The sequence below is a fragment of the [Lactobacillus] rogosae genome, from assembly GCA_900112995.1.
GTDB classification, from domain to species: domain Bacteria; phylum Bacillota; class Clostridia; order Lachnospirales; family Lachnospiraceae; genus Lachnospira; species Lachnospira rogosae.
Map to the genome: position 1 here is coordinate 65993 of FONU01000007.1, position 17885 is coordinate 83877.

At 36.9% G+C, this 17885-nt stretch carries 14 protein-coding genes; 4 read left to right on the top strand and 10 right to left on the bottom strand.

The features are described from left to right. Nucleotides 1–24 precede the first annotated feature (24 nt). The 4 genes from BM157_RS03305 to BM157_RS03320 form a co-directional block, all read right to left on the bottom strand. Entirely contained in the window at nucleotides 25–660 is a 636-nt protein-coding gene (locus BM157_RS03305; RefSeq protein WP_055174110.1) for a redox-sensing transcriptional repressor Rex, read from the bottom strand. A 130-nt stretch (nucleotides 661–790) separates the two neighbouring features. Then, nucleotides 791–3247, bottom strand: coding sequence for a homocysteine S-methyltransferase family protein (locus tag BM157_RS03310; protein WP_090139931.1), 2457 nt, complete (start codon nucleotides 3245–3247; stop codon nucleotides 791–793). Next, nucleotides 3240–3923 (bottom strand): hypothetical protein, encoded by a 684-nt coding sequence (locus BM157_RS03315; RefSeq protein ID WP_090139933.1) that lies wholly within the window; start codon nucleotides 3921–3923, stop codon nucleotides 3240–3242. Before BM157_RS03315 ends, BM157_RS03310 begins: the two co-directional genes overlap by 8 nt. After that, nucleotides 3924–5561 carry a DEAD/DEAH box helicase gene (locus BM157_RS03320; protein WP_022502642.1) on the bottom strand — a complete coding sequence of 546 codons (1638 nt, stop codon included), beginning with the start codon at nucleotides 5559–5561 and terminating at the stop codon, nucleotides 3924–3926. Between the two features lie 150 nt (nucleotides 5562–5711). Here BM157_RS03320 and abc-f point away from each other — a divergent pair, with 150 nt between their 5' ends. The 4 genes from abc-f to BM157_RS03340 all read left to right on the top strand — a co-directional run bounded on the left by abc-f (nucleotide 5712) and on the right by BM157_RS03340 (nucleotide 9921). Then, entirely contained in the window at nucleotides 5712–7616 is a 1905-nt protein-coding gene (gene abc-f / locus BM157_RS03325; protein ID WP_055174108.1) for a ribosomal protection-like ABC-F family protein, read from the top strand. 137 nt (nucleotides 7617–7753) lie between these two features. Then, on the top strand, nucleotides 7754–8035 hold the full coding sequence (locus BM157_RS03330; RefSeq protein ID WP_022502640.1) for an HU family DNA-binding protein: 282 nt from the start codon (nucleotides 7754–7756) through the stop codon (nucleotides 8033–8035). 112 nt (nucleotides 8036–8147) lie between these two features. After that, on the top strand, nucleotides 8148–8600 hold the full coding sequence (locus BM157_RS03335) for a CYTH domain-containing protein (protein WP_055174107.1): 453 nt from the start codon (nucleotides 8148–8150) through the stop codon (nucleotides 8598–8600). A gap of 31 nt (nucleotides 8601–8631) precedes the next feature. Then, complete coding sequence (locus BM157_RS03340) at nucleotides 8632–9921, top strand: chloride channel protein (RefSeq protein WP_172677767.1); 1290 nt, start codon at nucleotides 8632–8634, stop codon at nucleotides 9919–9921. A gap of 121 nt (nucleotides 9922–10042) precedes the next feature. Here BM157_RS03340 and BM157_RS03345 read toward each other — a convergent pair whose 3' ends face one another. From BM157_RS03345 to BM157_RS03370, 6 genes are all read right to left on the bottom strand, one after another. Further along, entirely contained in the window at nucleotides 10043–11068 is a 1026-nt protein-coding gene (locus BM157_RS03345; RefSeq protein ID WP_242854089.1) for an ABC transporter substrate-binding protein, read from the bottom strand. Next, nucleotides 11065–12771, bottom strand: a complete 1707-nt coding sequence (gene recJ, locus BM157_RS03350) for a single-stranded-DNA-specific exonuclease RecJ (RefSeq protein WP_055306331.1) — start codon at nucleotides 12769–12771, stop codon at nucleotides 11065–11067. Before recJ ends, BM157_RS03345 begins: the two co-directional genes overlap by 4 nt. A gap of 119 nt (nucleotides 12772–12890) precedes the next feature. Further along, nucleotides 12891–15131, bottom strand: a complete 2241-nt coding sequence (gene secD / locus BM157_RS03355) for a protein translocase subunit SecD (RefSeq protein ID WP_090139934.1) — start codon at nucleotides 15129–15131, stop codon at nucleotides 12891–12893. Between the two features lie 31 nt (nucleotides 15132–15162). Next, complete coding sequence (gene scfB / locus BM157_RS03360; protein ID WP_055306159.1) at nucleotides 15163–16521, bottom strand: thioether cross-link-forming SCIFF peptide maturase; 1359 nt, start codon at nucleotides 16519–16521, stop codon at nucleotides 15163–15165. 172 nt (nucleotides 16522–16693) lie between these two features. Next, nucleotides 16694–16840 carry a six-cysteine ranthipeptide SCIFF gene (scfA, locus tag BM157_RS03365; protein ID WP_012739622.1) on the bottom strand — a complete coding sequence of 49 codons (147 nt, stop codon included), beginning with the start codon at nucleotides 16838–16840 and terminating at the stop codon, nucleotides 16694–16696. Nucleotides 16841–16907: 67 nt separating this feature from the next. Then, nucleotides 16908–17873, bottom strand: coding sequence for an AEC family transporter (locus BM157_RS03370; RefSeq protein WP_022502633.1), 966 nt, complete (start codon nucleotides 17871–17873; stop codon nucleotides 16908–16910). Nucleotides 17874–17885 lie beyond the last annotated feature (12 nt).

Genomic DNA, 17885 nt, shown 5'->3' on the forward strand with positions numbered 1-17885 from the left:
ATTCCCCCTTTGGATTTAATATCTTTATGAGTGCTTATTGGCAATTGTGTAAGAAAGTCTCATAAGGCTTTCTGATAAATGTACATTCTCAACTATTACGTCATCTGGCAGATTAAGATCTGTATGTGCGAAATTCCATATAGCCTTAATTCCTGCATCTGCAACCTGCTTTCCGATTTCCTTAGCCGCCTGCTTTGGTATTGTCAGTGCAACTATCTCTATATCGTTCTTATGTATAAAATCGGCAAGTTGATCCATCATCATTATATCTATTCCGTGAATGCTTTCACCTTTAAGCTCTGGATTGTTATCAAATACGCCGCATATAACAAAACCACGCTTCTCAAAGTCTGTATAATTAACAATAGCACGTCCAAGGTTACCAGCACCTATTATTATCATATTATGCTTCCTGTCTATTCCAAGTATCTTGCCTATCTCATCATAAAGATACTTCACATTATATCCATATCCCTGCTGTCCAAAACCTCCGAAATTATTGAGGTCCTGTCTTATCTGTGATGCTGTAACTTTCATTCTCACACTTAAATCTTTAGATGAAATCCTCTGAACACCACTTTCTATAAGTTCGCCCAGATATCTGTAATATCTTGGCAATCTTCTTATAACAGCCGATGAAATCTTCTTTTTCTCTTCCATAACATTCTCCATTCCTGTGCAATACTGCTACGAAAAGGAGATGGGAAACCTGTAATTACCAGCTTCCCATCAGCCTTCAAAATTAATGTTAATTATATAACTATTTTGCTAAAAAGTAAAGAAATGTACTCTATCCAAGCACTCTCTTAGCAATATCCACAGACTCCTTTGCATCCTTTGAATAGAAATCTGCATGTATTTCCTTAGCATATTCAGGAGTAAGCACTGCTCCTCCTACCATAACCTTACAATCAAGATTGTTCTTATGTATAAGTTCTATTGTCTTTTTCATTGAAACAAGTGTTGTTGTCATAAGTGCTGACAGACCACAAAGCTTCGCACCATTTTCTTTAATCGCATCTACAACAACCTGATATTCAACATCCTTTCCAAGATCAATAACCTCATAACCATAATTCTCAAGAAGTACCTTTACGATATTCTTTCCAATATCGTGGACATCTCCCTTAACCGTCGCAATAACAATCTTTCCCTTGCTTACAGGTGCATTATTGCTCATAATCATATGTTTTCTTATAACCTCAAACGCTCCCTGTGCAACGCCAGCCGCCATTATAAGCTGTGGCAGGAATAATGTTCCCTTCTCGAACTCCTCACCTATCTTATCAAGTGCAGGAATCAAGGCATTATTAACAATGTCCATAGAATCCATACCTGCAAGAAGTTCTTCTGTTATTGCTGCACCTTCATTTTTTAGACCTTTCTCTACTGCATAGAATAAGTCATCACAGGTATAACTGCCCTTCTTATCCTTAAGATTAACACTTCCACCTGCCTGTGCTGTCTGACCACCCTGTACTGCATTTGCCGCTGTATTCATTGGATTAATCTTGCTTATATTAGGCATTGAAGCATAAGCCTTAATATAATCAACAGAATTCTTATCTATATTGGCAAGAAGCTTATATGCCCTTACTGCCCCCATCATCTCATATATGTTAGGGTTAATAATCGCAAGATCAAGACCATTCTGCATAGCCATTGTTAAGAAAATGTGATTGACAAGCACTCTGTTAGGAAGTCCGAAAGATATATTCGATACACCAAGCACCGTCCTTAAGCCAAGAGTATGCTTAACCTCATAAAGTGCATTAAGCGTTTCCATTACCCCCTCCTGTTCGGCTGAGGCTGTAAGTGTAAGACAGTCTATATATATATCCTCTTTAGGAATTCCTATAGCTATTGCCCTGTCCATAATCTTTCTTGCTATGGCAACTCTGTCTTCTGCTTTCTTAGGAATACCATCTTTATCAAGAGCAAGGCCAATTACTGCCGCACCATATTTTTTAACTATTGGCAGAATGTTATTAAGAGAGTCTTCTTCTCCATTAACTGAATTGACAATCGGCTTACCATTATATACTCTTAATGCAGCATCAAGAACCTCAGGTATAGTTGAGTCAAGCTGGAGAGGCACATCCACAACCGACTGAAGTGCTTTCACAGTATCAACCATCATCTGTCTTTCATCAATTCCCGGAAGTCCTACATTGACATCAAGAATATCAGCACCCGCACCAGTCTGTTCTAATGCCTGTCCAAGTATATAATCCATATCATTATCTAAGAGTGCCTGCTTAAATACCTTTTTACCTGTTGGGTTAATTCTCTCTCCTACAACTCTTGGCTGGTCAACTATAACTGTGCTTGTAGCTGAGCATACAGCCGATGGCATTTTCACTGGCTCTTTTGCTAAATTGCCTTCTTTATGTAACATATCTGATAAGAACTTTATGAATTCAGGAGTTGTTCCACAACAACCACCGAATATTTTAATGCCATACTTTCTTAAATCCTTCATAAATTCAGCAAACTGCTCTGCTGTCACATTATATTCATTAGTAACAGGGTCGGGAAGTCCTGCATTAGGCTTTACTATAACCGGAAGATTAGTCCAGCCTGTAAGTTCCTTAATAACCGGCTCAAGTTCCTTAGGTCCAAGTGAACAGTTGACACCTAAGGCATCAACTCCAAGTCCTGATATTGTAAGTGCAAATGAAGATATCTGACATCCTGTAAATGTACGCATATTTTCTTCAAATGTCATAGTCGTCATTATTGGAAGCTGGCTATTCTCCTTTGCTGCAAGCACTGCCGCTTTCACATCTAACAGATCTGTCATTGTCTCAAATACAACAAGATCTGCACCTGCCGCCTCACCAGCCTTTACTATCTCAGCATACATCTCATAAGCTTCCTCAAAGCTTAATGTACCTGTTGGCTCTAGAAGCTGTCCTATAGGTCCTACATCAAGTGCTACAAGTGCTCGTGGATTCACATTGGCACACGCCTTCTTTGCATTTTTAATTCCCGCTGTTACAAGTTCATCAACTGAATGCCCACATTCTTCAAGCTTATATCTGTTGCCACCAAATGTATTGGCATATATTATGTCTGCACCTGCCTTTAGATACTGCTCGTGTATGGAAATGAGAAGTTCCGGTTCTGTAATATTAAGCATCTCTGGTGTTTCACCCATCTTCATTCCTGCCGCCTGAAGCATAGTACCCATTCCACCATCAAGAATCACATAATCCTTTTGTAAAAGTTCTTTTAATTTATTCATTACAATGTCCTCCTGCTTCCCTGAATCTACATGTACCTTTAAGGTTACACGACATACAGCCTTTTTTCTTTGAACTGACCTCTCCGGTTGTAAGCCCAATAACTGCTGTTACAGACTTGGTTGGTGTCATCATATCAGTCTTTCCTATATTAAGCCCTATAAGCTTAGGTGCATTTAGTATTTTTAAGAATTCGCCCTGCTGTGACAAAGGCAGATCACCATATCCTATTCCAAACCTGAATGTCTGGTTATACTCTGGAAGTTCCTCTTTAATAACAGCCTCAACCTTATCGCATACCTGTTCAATTGCTGCACTTGCCATACTGTCTGATATTACAGCCCTGGCAAGGTCTGATGCCTGCATTATCCTTAACATCCTGTCTATTCCATCAGAGATTGTCACTGCTATAAGTGCCGCTTTATTACAGCCTTTAAGATGTTCTTTAATTGAGTTTCCTTTTAATGTAACAGAAGTTCCTTCAAGCCTTACGCCCTCATCAACCTGTGTCACATCCACTACCCTGTATACATATCTTGGAACTGCCGCTTTTAAGACCTCTGCCTCACATTCATCTATAAGGCTGTTTATTGTCTCATCTGCCCCTATTCCCTTGTATCCTAAGTATCTTAATACTTCTGCCCTGTTTATACTGCCTAATGTCACCTGTTTTTTCATTTATTTATTCTTTCTTGCTTTGTCCTTATGCTTGCCTTTTCCTCTGCCCTTGCCTCTTGACTGGTTAGCCTTCTCAACATTAACACGGCGTCCCTTAATCTGCACGTTATCATTCATTGCCTTAAGAATTTTCTCTGCGTGTATAGCTGGTACATCAACAAATGTATAGTTGTCCATCATATCTATCGCGCCTACAAGCTTGCCAGGCATACCAGATTCACCTGCAATAGCTCCAAGAATATTAGCTGGCTTTATTTTATCCTTTTTTCCAATATTAATAAAGAGTCTTACCATTCTTGAATCATCTTTATCTGTATCAAAATGGAATTCTTCTACTTCATCTTCTCTGTCAAGGGTATCACCTATAAGCATTTTTAAAAGTGCTGCTGCCATATCCATAGATGTATATTCTTCCTGATTAACGTGTTCTTCAACAAGATTAACCATATCTGTAAGTCCACCCTCTTCGATTGTCTGTCTGATTTTATCAAACATATTATCAAGCTTGGTGTTCTTAACATCATCCAATGATGGAACAGGCTTTGCAAGTATCTTAGTCTTACAGTAACGCTCGATATCCTTTAACTTATACACTTCCTTGCCACTTATAAATGAAAGTGCCATTCCAGATCTTCCTGCACGCCCTGTTCTTCCAATTCTATGAACATAATATTCCTCATCCTGAGGAATGTCATAGTTAAATACCATATCTACATCATCAACATCAATTCCTCTTGCTGCTACATCAGTTGCTATAAGTATGTCTACCTTGCCGCTTCTAAAGTCATCCATTACTCTGTCACGCTGCTGCTGTTTCATATCACCATGTATTCCGTCAGCAAAATAACCTCTGCCCTTAAGCTCTGATATAAGCTCATCAACCTGTCTTTTAGTGTTACAGAACACTACTGAAAGTCTTGGATTGTATATATCAATAAGCCTGCACAATACTTCTGTCTTATTCTTAGGTCTTACCTCATAATAGAACTGTTCTATATTAGATACTGTAAGTTCTTTTCTTACTACCTTTATAATCCTGGCATCTTTCTGGAAGTTTCTTGCAATATCCATAATAGCCTTTGGCATAGTAGCTGAGAACATTACTGTCTGTCTGTCTTCTGGCGTTTCTGTAAGAATTGTTTCCATATCTTCCCTGAATCCCATATCAAGCATTTCATCAGCTTCATCAAGAATAACCATATTAATATTATCAAACTTAACAGTCTTTCTTCTCATATGGTCCATAACTCTTCCAGGAGTTCCAACAATAATCTGTACGCCCGTCTTTAATGACTTTATCTGTCTTACTATCTCCTGTCCTCCATATACTGGAAGAACTTTAATATCACTCATATATTTGGCAAGTTTTCTTATCTCCTCAGCCACCTGTACAGCAAGCTCTCTTGTAGGGCAGAGTACGATTGCCTGAGGCTTTTTTATCTGTGGGTCTATCTTCATAAGCATAGGAATTGTGTATGCTGCTGTCTTACCAGTACCTGTCTGTGCCTGTCCGACAACATCAATACCTTCACATACAGCTGGAATTGCCTGTGTCTGTATAGGTGAAGTTTCCTCAAATCCCATATCCTCAATAGCTCTTAATATTCTTTCATCAATGTTTAACTCGTCAAATTTCATTCATTTCCTCATTTCTTAAATTTAATACACTTATCTTAGTCTAACTTTTTAATAATACATTATAGGAAGAAATAAGTCAAAAAAATTGCAATTTATTCTTAAAGCAAGTATAATTCAACTAATTAATTTAAAGAAAGGAACACTGTTATTATGATTCTTTCCTGTAATAATATAAGTAAATCTTTTGGAACAGATGTTATTATCAAATCCTGTTCTTTTAATATTGAAGACCACGAAAAAGCAGCTATCGTTGGTATCAACGGTGCTGGAAAGTCTACTCTTTTAAAGATTATAACCGGAATTGAACCTGCTGACACAGGACTTGTAACGTTAGCTAAGGACAAGACTTTAGGTTATCTTTCACAGCAGCAAAATCTTAATTCAGACAACACCATTTATGATGAGCTTTTATCTGTGAAGCAATATATCCTTGATATGGAAGCACAGCTAAGAAGTATTGAGAACCAGATGAAATCAGCAGATGATACAGCTCTTGAAACACTTATGAAGAAATATTCAGACCTTAACCACGAGTTTGAATTAAACAACGGTTACGCTTACAAAAGCGAGATAACTGGTGTTCTTAAAGGCCTTGGCTTTGCAGAAGAAGATTTCACACTTAATGTTAATACTTTATCAGGCGGACAAAAGACACGGGTTGCACTTGGCAGGCTTTTATTATCAAAGCCTGATATTATACTTCTTGACGAGCCTACCAACCACCTTGATATGGAGTCTATAAGCTGGCTGGAGAACTATCTGCTTAACTACAGTGGTGCTGTACTTATAGTTGCCCACGACAGATATTTCCTTGACAAGATAGTAAGCAAGATTATCGAGTTAGACAATGGCAATGCAACTGTATTCTCAGGCAACTATACTGATTACGCTTCAAAGAAAGCTATCCTGCGCAATATGCAGCTAAAGGAATATCTTAACCAGCAGCGTGAAATCAAACATCAGGAGGAGGTTATAACAAAGCTTAAGCAGTTCAACCGTGAGAAATCTATTAAAAGAGCTGAAAGCCGTGAAAAAATGCTTAACAAGATGGAATTTGTCGATAAGCCTGAAATTTTAAACGACAAAATGGATATTAAGCTTGAACCTAATGTAATAAGCGGTAATGATGTCCTTACTGTAGACAACCTTACTAAAGGTTTTGACGGAACTGTTCTTTTTGATAACATATGCTTCCAGATTAAACGTGGTGAACGCGTAGCACTTATCGGAAGTAACGGAACAGGCAAGACAACAATATTAAAATTAATTAATGGAATTATACCTGCCGATTCAGGCTCGATATATCTTGGTGCTAAAGTAAATATTGGTTATTATGATCAGGAACACCACGTTCTTGACCCTGACAAGACTATTTTTGATGAAATCAGGGATGCTTACCCAGACCTTAATAATACACAGATAAGAAATACACTTGCAGCATTTTTATTCACCAATGAAGATGTATTTAAGTATATAAAAGACTTAAGCGGTGGCGAGCGCGGACGTGTATCATTAGCCAAACTTATGCTCTCTAATGCCAACTTCCTTATATTAGATGAGCCTACTAACCACCTTGATATCACTTCAAAGGAAATTCTTGAAAATGCACTTAATAGTTACACAGGTACTGTCCTGTTCGTATCACACGACAGATACTTTATTAATTCTACTGCAACAAGAATTATTGAGCTTGCCAATAAAACAGTTGTTAATTATATTGGTAATTATGACTATTATCTTGAAAAAAAGGATATACTAGGAGCAAAACCAATAACCAATAACACTTCTAAATCCAGCAGTTCAGCCATTTCAAAGCTTAACTGGCAGGAAGAAAAGGTAAAGCAGGCACAGCAAAAGAAGATTAAAAACGAAATCAAGCGTACTGAAGAACGTATGGCTTTAATTGAGGCTGAGATTGAGGAACTTGATAATATGTACGCCGACCCTGCCATAAGCAGTGATACTGCCAAACTTATGGAAATACACACCAGGAAGGAAGCTCTTAGCAAAGAGCTTGATGAGCTATATGATAAATGGGGAGAATTAACATTATAATTCCAATACCAAAAACAGCGAAAAATGCCGAAATAAGGCAATTCTTAAGCGTTTTTTATTGACAAAATTACCTATATGGAGTATAAATAACCTATACTTATTATTACTTATTTCATTTAAGGAGGATGTAGTTTATTATGAATAAGACAGAGTTAGTTGCTGCAATCGCAGAGAAGGCTGAACTTTCAAAGAAGGATGCTGAGAAGGCTTTAAAGGCTTTCACAGAAACTGTTGCTGAACAGTTAAAGAATGGTGACAAGATTCAGTTAGTTGGTTTCGGTACTTTCGAAGTTGCTGAAAGAGCTGCTAGAACAGGTCAGAATCCTCAGACAGGTAAGGCTATTGAAATTCCTGCTTCTAAGGCACCTAAGTTTAAGGCTGGTAAGGCTTTAAAGGATACTGTTAACTCAGCTAAATAATTAATATTCGATAGTGGATATTGCGACTGTCACTTAGGTGACAGTCTTTTTTATATGTATTTATAGATACATATAAATATTATCAATGAAATTCAGAAAACGGAGACACACTATGGAAATAGAACGTAAATTCTTAGTTGCACAATTGCCAGATAATCTGGACAATTATAATTGCAGATATATTGAACAGGGTTATCTTTCAACTAAACCTGTAGTCAGGGTAAGACGTGATAATGATGATTATTATCTTACTTACAAAGGCAGTGGTATGATGGCACGTGAAGAATACAATCTTCCACTCACCAAAGACTCGTATGAACATTTGATTAAAAAAGCTGACGGTAATATAATAACCAAAAAGCGTTATGAAATTCCAGATGGTAACGGATACACTATTGAACTTGACATATTTGAAGGAGCATTCAACGGCACTGTTATTGCAGAAGTTGAATTTAACACTATAGAAGAAGCTGACAATTACATTATGCCAGAGTTTTTTACAGAAGATGTAACTAATAACCCTGAATATCACAACAGCAATATGAGTAAAAAGAAGTTCGACTAACGTAAACACTCTAAGAAAAGAGGATAACCTGATGAAAAAACTCTCTGATATATTAGATATAAGTCCTGATATTACTCTTGAAACACTTCAAAGAGCAAGAATGGCAGCCTTAACACTTATCAAATGGCTTCTCTGCTCTTTATTTACAGGAAGCTTTATAGGACTTATCGGAGCATTATTTTATAAAGCTTTACAATATGTAACAAGCTTTCGGATCCAACACCCTTACACTTTATTCTTTCTTCCTGCTGCCGGTATAATAATCGTTCTTATGTACCATTTTACGCACGAAGACAAGAATACAGGAACTAATCTTGTAATAACAGCAATCCAGTCCAATGCAGAAGTTCCTGTCCGTGTTGCTCCTCTTATTATAATATCAACACTGCTTACACATCTTTGCGGTGGTTCAGCAGGACGAGAAGGTGCAGCCCTGCAGGTTGGCGGCTCCTTAAGCAATTTTATCGCCAAAATATTACATTTTGACGACAAAGATACAAGAATTATGATTATGTGCGGAATGAGTGCCTGTTTCTCTGCTCTTTTCGGAACTCCTATAGCCGCAGCCATATTTTCTATGGAGGTTATAAGTGTGGGGGTTATGTATTACGCCGCACTTGTTCCCTGTATTATATCCGCACTTATTGCTTCCGGCGTAGCTGGGTTATTCAATATAACACCAACTATGTTTATAATAAGCGAAATATGTGAACTAAGCATATCTACCGGAATAAGATTTATGATAATGTCAGTAATATTTGCCCTCGCAAGCATTGTATTCTGTTATATGCTTCATTCATCAGCCAAAATATATTCTGAATACTTAAGCAACCCATATATCCGTATTATAATAGCTGGTGTGCTTGTTATTATTTTAAGATATATAACCGGTACTACTGATTATCTTGGTGCTGGTGCTCCTATGATTGCGGCAAGCTTTATAACAAGCTGTTCGTGGTATGTCTTTATTTTAAAAATGCTGTTTACAGCCATTACATTAGGTGGTGGATTTAAAGGCGGTGAGATTGTCCCTACACTTTTTGTCGGTGCAACTCTTGGAAGCTTTTTGGCTCCTGTATTCGGACTTCCAATCGGCTTATGTGCCGCGTGCGGTATGGTAAGCGTATTCTGTGGCGTAACTAACTGCCCACTCACTTCTTTCATATTATCAATTGAAATGTTTGGTGCTGGTTCAATGAAATTCGTAATTATATGCGTAGCAATAAGTTATATGCTCTCTGGCTACTACAGTCTTTATAACAGCCAGAAGATTGTTTACTCTAAATACAAGACAGAATATATTAACAGACATTCACATTAATTATAATAAAAAAGGCAATTCATACAGAATTATCATATCTACCGATTTTTCTGCTAATGAATTGCCTTTTTACTGCTTTTACCGCTTTTACTGCTTTAACTATGCATCATTCTTATATATTTTATTTGTAGAAATTGTCCTCTGGAAGCTTTCCACCAACTGAAGCTGGATTTGCTTCGTAAAGAACATTTAAATATTTGCTTATTTTGTCTTTGGCATCACTGCCTGTTATTATTGTTATGTTGCATTTAGGTATTGCCTGCTTTGCAACTGCGGCTTTTGTTATACCATATTTTTCTACAAGTGTTGAAACCTCATCTACATTTGCATTAACATAATCTGCTGAAAGCTTATATTCCTCAAGGAACTTGTCAACCGCAGCCTTATGGTTATTGTAATATTCTGTATTGACAACTATTACACCTGTTACTACTGTACTTCCGTCCTTTGATACATTTTCCCATTCCTTAGTAACATCAAGAGCTATTCTTGCTTCCTTATTATTCATAAGAACTGTTGTAGCAAATGGCTGTGGAAGCATAGCTACAGTTTCTTCCTTCGCTGATGCCATAATAGCCGCAACCTCGGAAGCCTCTGACTTAAATTCAATGTGTACATCCTTATCAGGGTCAATTCCGTTGGTATTTAAAAGGTATCTTAATGTATATTCAGGTGTAGTTCCTTTACCTGTTGTGTATATTGTACGTCCTTTAAGGTCGCTTACATTAGTTACCTCGCCCTTATTATCAAGTATATATAACACGCCAAGTGTATTAATTCCTACAACAGATACCTTGCCATTACTCTTATTATAAAGTGTTGCCGCCGCATTACAAGGCATAGCTGCAATCTGGACATCGCCCTTTATAAGGTCTGCTGTAAATGCATCTGCCGCCGCCTCTATCTGAAATGTGTAATTATTGGCTGTTTTATTATCCTCATTATCGCTCATAAGCTTAACCATTCCGATAGCTGTAGGTCCTTTAAGTGCAGCTACTTTTATGTCTTCGCTTACATACTCACTTGTACTTTCCTGTGTTGCATTGTCTGACTTATCACTGCTGTTACTGCCACAGGCTGTAAACATTACGCTGACCATTACAAGCATAAGAATAGCAGCTGTCAGTTTCCTCATTCTCTCTCTCATATTGTTTCCTTCCATTCCTTTATAATTATCTGTAATGACATTATTCCGTTAAATGTATTGATATCCGGATAATATATTATAGAAATTCTCATTCCTGCCCTTGGAATATCATCTATATTATTAATTCCAAACTGTACAGCAGGTACATAAGTTCCGTCCTCTGTTTCTAACTGGCATCTAAGAACATTTTTGTTCTTTCCAATAACTGAAGCTGTCTTTACATATAAGTTCCTATCTGCAAATACCGGCTTTTCATTACCCTTTCCGAATGGTTCAAGCAGCTTTAACTGGTTAACCAGCCGGATATTGGCATACGATACAGGCATTGGAACATCAATCCACATTTTAGGAATTAAATCCTCATCTGTAAGTATCGCATTATCATTCAGCATTTTTCTGAATATGTCAATATCAGATATTGCTAATGATAAACCAGCCGCCATAGGATGTCCACCATATTTAGTGAGAACATTTTTACATTTATTAATCTCTTCGTACATATTATAGCCTTCGATTGAACGTCCTGAGCCTTTTGCCCCGTCCTCAGCATTAGTAATAACAAATGTAGGCCTGTAATATCTTTCTTTAATTCTGCCTGCTATTATTCCAGCTATGCTCTCGTGGCAGTCCTTTAAATATATAACAAGCACTCTATCCTTAAGAAGACCAGTATTCTCTACTAATTCTATTGCCTTCTGCGTCTCCTGCTCTGTCATTGACTTTCTTTCATTATTAAGGGCTATAAGCTCTTTTGCCATATTATGTGCCTTTTCATTATCCTTGCAAAGCATAAGTTCAATTGCCTGTCTTGCTGTATCAAGACGTCCACTGGCGTTAAGACATGGTCCTATTACAAAGCCTATATGATATGAGCTTATATTATTAATATCAAGCTGGCACTCCTCTATAAGTGCCCTAAGCCCTGTATTTTTTGTATGTGCAATATGCTTAAGGCCATATTTAACTACTATTCTATTCTCGTCAATAAGGTCGACTATATCACCTACAGTGGCTATTGCCATAAATTCAATATAATCTTCAAGCTCTTTCTTATCAAGCCCTAATCTGTCATATAACAGGCTTATAAGCTTATATGCAACGCCTGCTCCACATAACAGCTTAAATGGATAATCACAATCTGCCTGTTTAGGGTTAATAACTGCATCTGCCGGAGGTACAATGTATACCTTTTTATCGTCCTTTATCTCAAATGGAACATCGTGGTGGTCGGTCACTATCATTGTAATTCCATTATCCTTTGCATACCTGACCTGATTATATGCAGCTATTCCATTATCACAGGTAACAATTGTATCAATCCCTTCATTGATTGCATTGTCTATTAAATGCTCATTAATTCCATAACCATCATTTATCCTATGCGGCACAACATAATCCACATCTGCTCCTGCCGCCTTTAAGCCGCAGAATAATATATAAATAGAACATATTCCATCAATATCATAATCTCCGATTATTCTTACAGGCTTATGTTCCTCTATTTTCTTAGTAATAATATCAACAAATTTATCGGCATCTTTCATACTATGAGGATTATGTATATCGTTAAGATTCCCATTAAGATACATATCTATATCTTTACTGCCGCATATATCCCTGTTTCTTATTATACGGGCAAGAACCTGATCTATTCCGTATTCAGAGGCTATCTGCTTAAAATCTGCTTTTTTGGCGTATACCATCCATTTGCTGTTCACGTTTGTTCTCCATTCTTATGGCAATATTGCTTGTATTAAAAATGGTGCATCGTTTGATGATGCACCATTTTACTGCTTTACAAAGCCATTATATTAATTATTTATTATACCTGAGCTCCGTCTTTACCTATGCTTTCTGCTTTTTTTCTTTTATTAACTGCTTCATCAATAACTCCTCTGTTCTTTCCACCAAGCATATACCAGAATGAACTTGTAAGGAATACTGATGAGTAGAAACCTACGATAATACCAACAATAAGTGGAAGTGAGAATTCCTTAACTGATGTTACACCGAGTATGTATAACATAACCAGCATAATAAGAGTTGTTATTGTTGTATTAATATTTCTTGTTAATGTACTTGTTATAGCTGAGTTAACAAGCTCTGTAATATTAGTCTTAGAGTTAGCACCCTTTAACATTTCCCTGATACGGTCAAATATAATGATTGTACCATTAATTGAGTAACCTACTATTGTAAGCATACAGGCAATAAATGTGTTACCTACTGGCACTCTGAATACTGCATAGAATGTAATAACTACTAATACATCCTGTAAAAGAGCCATAACAGCTGCAAGCGCGAATTTGATATCCCTGAATCTTGCAAAGATATATATAAGCATTGCTATTGTAGCAAGAATTACTGAAAGAATAGCATTCTTCTTCATAGTACTGCTGACAGATGAGCTGATTGTGTCTGTCTCAACTATTGAACCATCTTCAATAGGGAACTTAGCTGTTACAGCTTCCTCAACAGCTTCTCTTTGCTCAAGTGAAAGGTCTGTTGTCTTAAATGAAACCTTAGTTGAGTTCTGAACCTTCTGCTGTTGTACTTCTGTTATACCTGCAGCATCCCTGATTACAGGAATAATATCATTCTCTATCTCTGACTGTGAATATTCTTTGTCAAATGTAAAGCTTGTTGTTGAACCGCCAACAAATTCAAGGCTGAAATTAAGTGCTCTGTTACCAAGTGCACTCTGTACTCCCATTGTTATAAAACCAATAACAATAAGAACAATTGAAACCGTAATAGTCCATTTCTTAATTGAAAGAATATCATAAGTTCTTCTATGTGTTGTCTTTCCATACATCGATGGCTTAGTAAGACCAAAGTTATAAAGAAGCTTCATAATAACCTTAGTAATTACAAGTGCTGTAAATATTGAAACTATGTTACCTACTGCAAGAGTTGTTGCAAATCCCTTAACAGGACCAGTACCGAATATATAAAGTACAATAGCTGCAATAAGTGTTGTTACGTTACCATCAACGATAGCTGATGTAGCTTTGTCGTAACCTGCAAGAATAGAATTCTCAACACTCTTTCCTGCGGCTATCTCTTCCCTGATACGTGTATAGATAATAACATTGGCATCAACCGCCATACCAATACCAAGTATGATACCGGCAATACCCGGAAGTGTTAATGTAAGATCATATACACTTACAAGGAATAATACTAATGTTGTGTATATAATAAGCGAAAGTGTTGCAACAACACCTGGTACTCTGTATATAGCAATCATAAATACACATAACAATGCAAAACCAATAGCTGCTGCTATAAGACTTGTATGAATTGCATCGTGTCCTAACTGTGCACCTACGATATTAGAGCTTACTTCATTAAGTGTAAGAGGAATAGATCCAATTCTTATGTATGTAGCAAGATTATCTGCCGCATCAAATGTTTCCATACCTGTAATTGAAGCATTACCACCTGTTATAGCCTGATTAACTGTTGGATAACTTACAACCGAACCATCATATACTATGTATATTCTGCTTCCTATATTGTTAGCTGTTGCCTCAGCGAACTTATCTCCACCTTCATCTGTAAATGTAAGCGATACACCATATGGTGTGCTGTCTTTAGATGATGTATCTGTGTAAGCCTGTGCTGTCTTTACGTCAGAACCTGTAAGAAGTGGTGTGTAATCCTCTCCCTGTGACCACGCTGTATAACCTGTGTAATCAAGGAATTCAAGTGAACCTGGTGTTCCTAATTCTGTAAGAATTTCATTAGCATCTGTAACACCTGGAATTTCTACTGTAATTCTGTTCTCGCCCTCTTTGTAGACCTGAGATTCTGTACTTCTTCCCTCGATACGTTTCTCAAGCTTATATATAGTATCTTCTATATCCTGGGAACTTGGGTTATCTTCTTTAATCTCATAAGTAATACTGACACCACCTGCAAGGTCAAGACCTAAGTTGATGTCCTTAGCACTGCCATAGCCTTTGCCGTTCATTCCGAATATAGCTGTAAGCGAAAGTCCTACAAGCAATACAAGAATAATAATGCTATAGCTTATCTTCTTAGTTAAATTGTACTTCATTTTACTATTAATACTCCCTTCAACATTCCTTTTAATCTTCTGCCATCGCAGCTCTTATCATAATTGCACATTCAATTCTCTTCTTCTGCATCTCACAGCCAACATCATATGCATCATTGATGTTACCATGGAAGTTGTAAGAATTAGCGGCACACCCACCACTACAGTAGAACTTGGCAAAACAGTTCTTACACTTTTCTTTTGAATATACATTACAACTCTTGAATTCATCTCTTATATCATTACGGGTTATGCCTTCATCAACATTACCCATAAGGAAATCTTCATTACCTACGAACTGATGACATGGATAGAAATCACCCCAAGGAGTAACAGCAAGGTACTCACATCCTGAGCCACAGCCTGATAATCTCTTAGCCACGCAAGGACCACCGTTAAGATCAATCATAAAGTGGAAGAAATTAAACCCATTGCCTGCTTTCTTTCTCTTAATAATTTCCTTGGCAAGCTTATCATACTGCTCAAATATAATTGGAAGGTCTTCTTCTCTTATCGCATAAGAGTCTGTAGGCTGTGCAACAACCGGCTCTACCGAAATCTGCTCAAAACCTTCGTCTGCTAAGTGAAGAACATCTTCTGAAAAATCAAGATTGTTATGTGTAAATGTACCTCTGACATAATAATTCATCTGGTTACGGCTTTCAGCAACCTTTTTAAACTTAGGCATTATAATGTCATATGAACTTCCGTGGTTATTTCTTGTTGGTCGCATAAGATCATTAATCTCTTTACGTCCATCTATGCTTAATACGATATTGCTCATCTCTTTATTGGCAAAATCAAGTATCTCATCATTAAGAAGTATACCATTAGTTGTAAGTGTAAAACGGAATTTCTTATTGTGCTCTTCTTCAAGGCTTCTTCCATATTCTACAAGCTGCTTTACAACTTCAAAATTCATTGTTGGCTCACCACCAAAGAAGTCAACCTCAAGATTTCTTCTTGAGCCTGAATTAGCAACAAGGAAATCCAATGCCTTCTTACCAACTTCAAAGCTCATAAGAGCTCTTCTTCCGTGATACTCACCTTCTTCTGCAAAACAATATCTGCAGGCAAGGTTACAGTCGTGTGCAATATGAAGGCATAGAGCTTTAACAACTGTAGGTCTGTCCTTAAATGAATCTATATATGGCTCATATATATCTTCTGTGAAAAGCTGTCCTTCTTCTTTTAATTCTTCTATCTCCTGACAGGCTTCCCTGATATCTTCTTCCTTATATTTATCTTTAAGCTTATCTGCTATCTCATCAACACTTGAATTCTCATAAAGTGCGATTATATCATATACTATATCATCAACAACGTGTACAGAACCACTATTTACGTCTAACACGATGTTATATCCATTATTCTTATACTGATGTATCATAATTATCCTCAATTTCTATTGGCTGTATACAGCCATTTATTCTTAATCACAGTTAACTAATATACCTGTAGCTATCAGACATACACTAACTATGAACTGTCTTAACAGAAATAAGAGAGTGTCTAAAATGCTTTAGCACTCTCTTACCCTTCACTAACCAATTAACTAATTATTAGTTATTCTTATTCTCACAGCTCTGGTTACCAACTGTGCAAGATGTCTTACAAGCTGACTGACATGATGTCTGGCATTCGCCACATCCACCGTGCTTCATTGTATCCTTTAATACGCGATTGCTGATTGTCTTAATATGCTTCACAACAATACCTCCTTTTTGTTCATAACTATTAGAAGTATAACATATAGCTATTACATTTTCAACAACTTTATATCAAGCCTAATGCTCTTAAAATAAATATCCAGCCTGTTAATGTTATGCTTGATAATACTGTCGTCAAAACAATTATGCTTGATGATAATACCTCATCATTATCCATACTCTTTGCCATAACATAGCTTGTAACTGTAGTAGGAGATGCAAGCATTATAAGAGCCGCCACAAGCTCCTGATTTCTAAAGCCAAGAAATACTGCAACCGGAATAAACACTGCCGCAAGTCCTATAAGTTTAATAAATGTTGCTATAATAGTAGGCTTTATCTTCTTTAATGCTTTTCTCCCCTCAAAACCTGCACCAATGCATATTAAAGCTATAGGTGTTGCTGTCTGTGCAAGGCTTTCTATAGTCTTATTAATAATTGCAGGATACTTCATATTAAGCATTGATGATATAAAACCAAGAACTATACCTATAATAATTGGATTTTTTAATATATTAACAAATGCTTTTTTTATATTATTACCTCTTCCAGCCTTAACAGCTTCACTGCTGTCTGCCGGATGTGCCTTAAATGTAAGTACAACGACTGCAAATATATTAAATAACGGAACTGCTGCAACAATCATAAGCGGTGCCATTCCTGTATCTGAATACATATTCTGCACAAATGCCATTCCAAGAATTGCTGCACTGCTTCTGCACGAACCCTGCACAAACGCTCCCTTTTGTGTATCGTCTTTCATTAATATCTCAGTTGCTATCCACACTAATGAGAACATAAGTATTGTTACTATACTGCAATACAATACAAACTGCGGGTCAAATTTACCTTTAAAATCAGACTTTGACAAATCCCTGAACAGTAATGCTGGCAATGCCACCTTAAACACATATCTGTTAGCAACATTGGCAAAATGGTCATCAATAAGGCCTATCTGTTTAATAAACCACCCTATAATCATCACAAGAAATATAGGAACTGTTGCATTAATACTATATATAAAACTATCCATTATCAATCTCCT

Bases quoted from the DNA above. Each gene is read 5' to 3' on its own strand.
- BM157_RS03305 (WP_055174110.1), bottom strand. From the start codon at position 660: ATGGAAGAGAAAAAGAAGATTTCATCGGCTGTTATAAGAAGATTGCCA.
- BM157_RS03310 (WP_090139931.1), bottom strand. From the start codon at position 3,247: ATGAATAAATTAAAAGAACTTTTACAAAAGGATTATGTGATTCTTGAT.
- BM157_RS03315 (WP_090139933.1), bottom strand. From the start codon at position 3,923: ATGAAAAAACAGGTGACATTAGGCAGTATAAACAGGGCAGAAGTATTA.
- BM157_RS03320 (WP_022502642.1), bottom strand. From the start codon at position 5,561: ATGAAATTTGACGAGTTAAACATTGATGAAAGAATATTAAGAGCTATT.
- abc-f (WP_055174108.1), top strand. From the start codon at position 5,712: ATGATTCTTTCCTGTAATAATATAAGTAAATCTTTTGGAACAGATGTT.
- BM157_RS03330 (WP_022502640.1), top strand. From the start codon at position 7,754: ATGAATAAGACAGAGTTAGTTGCTGCAATCGCAGAGAAGGCTGAACTT.
- BM157_RS03335 (WP_055174107.1), top strand. From the start codon at position 8,148: ATGGAAATAGAACGTAAATTCTTAGTTGCACAATTGCCAGATAATCTG.
- BM157_RS03340 (WP_172677767.1), top strand. From the start codon at position 8,632: ATGAAAAAACTCTCTGATATATTAGATATAAGTCCTGATATTACTCTT.
- BM157_RS03345 (WP_242854089.1), bottom strand. From the start codon at position 11,068: ATGAGAGAGAGAATGAGGAAACTGACAGCTGCTATTCTTATGCTTGTA.
- recJ (WP_055306331.1), bottom strand. From the start codon at position 12,771: ATGGTATACGCCAAAAAAGCAGATTTTAAGCAGATAGCCTCTGAATAC.
- secD (WP_090139934.1), bottom strand. From the start codon at position 15,131: ATGAAGTACAATTTAACTAAGAAGATAAGCTATAGCATTATTATTCTT.
- scfB (WP_055306159.1), bottom strand. From the start codon at position 16,521: ATGATACATCAGTATAAGAATAATGGATATAACATCGTGTTAGACGTA.
- BM157_RS03370 (WP_022502633.1), bottom strand. From the start codon at position 17,873: ATGGATAGTTTTATATATAGTATTAATGCAACAGTTCCTATATTTCTT.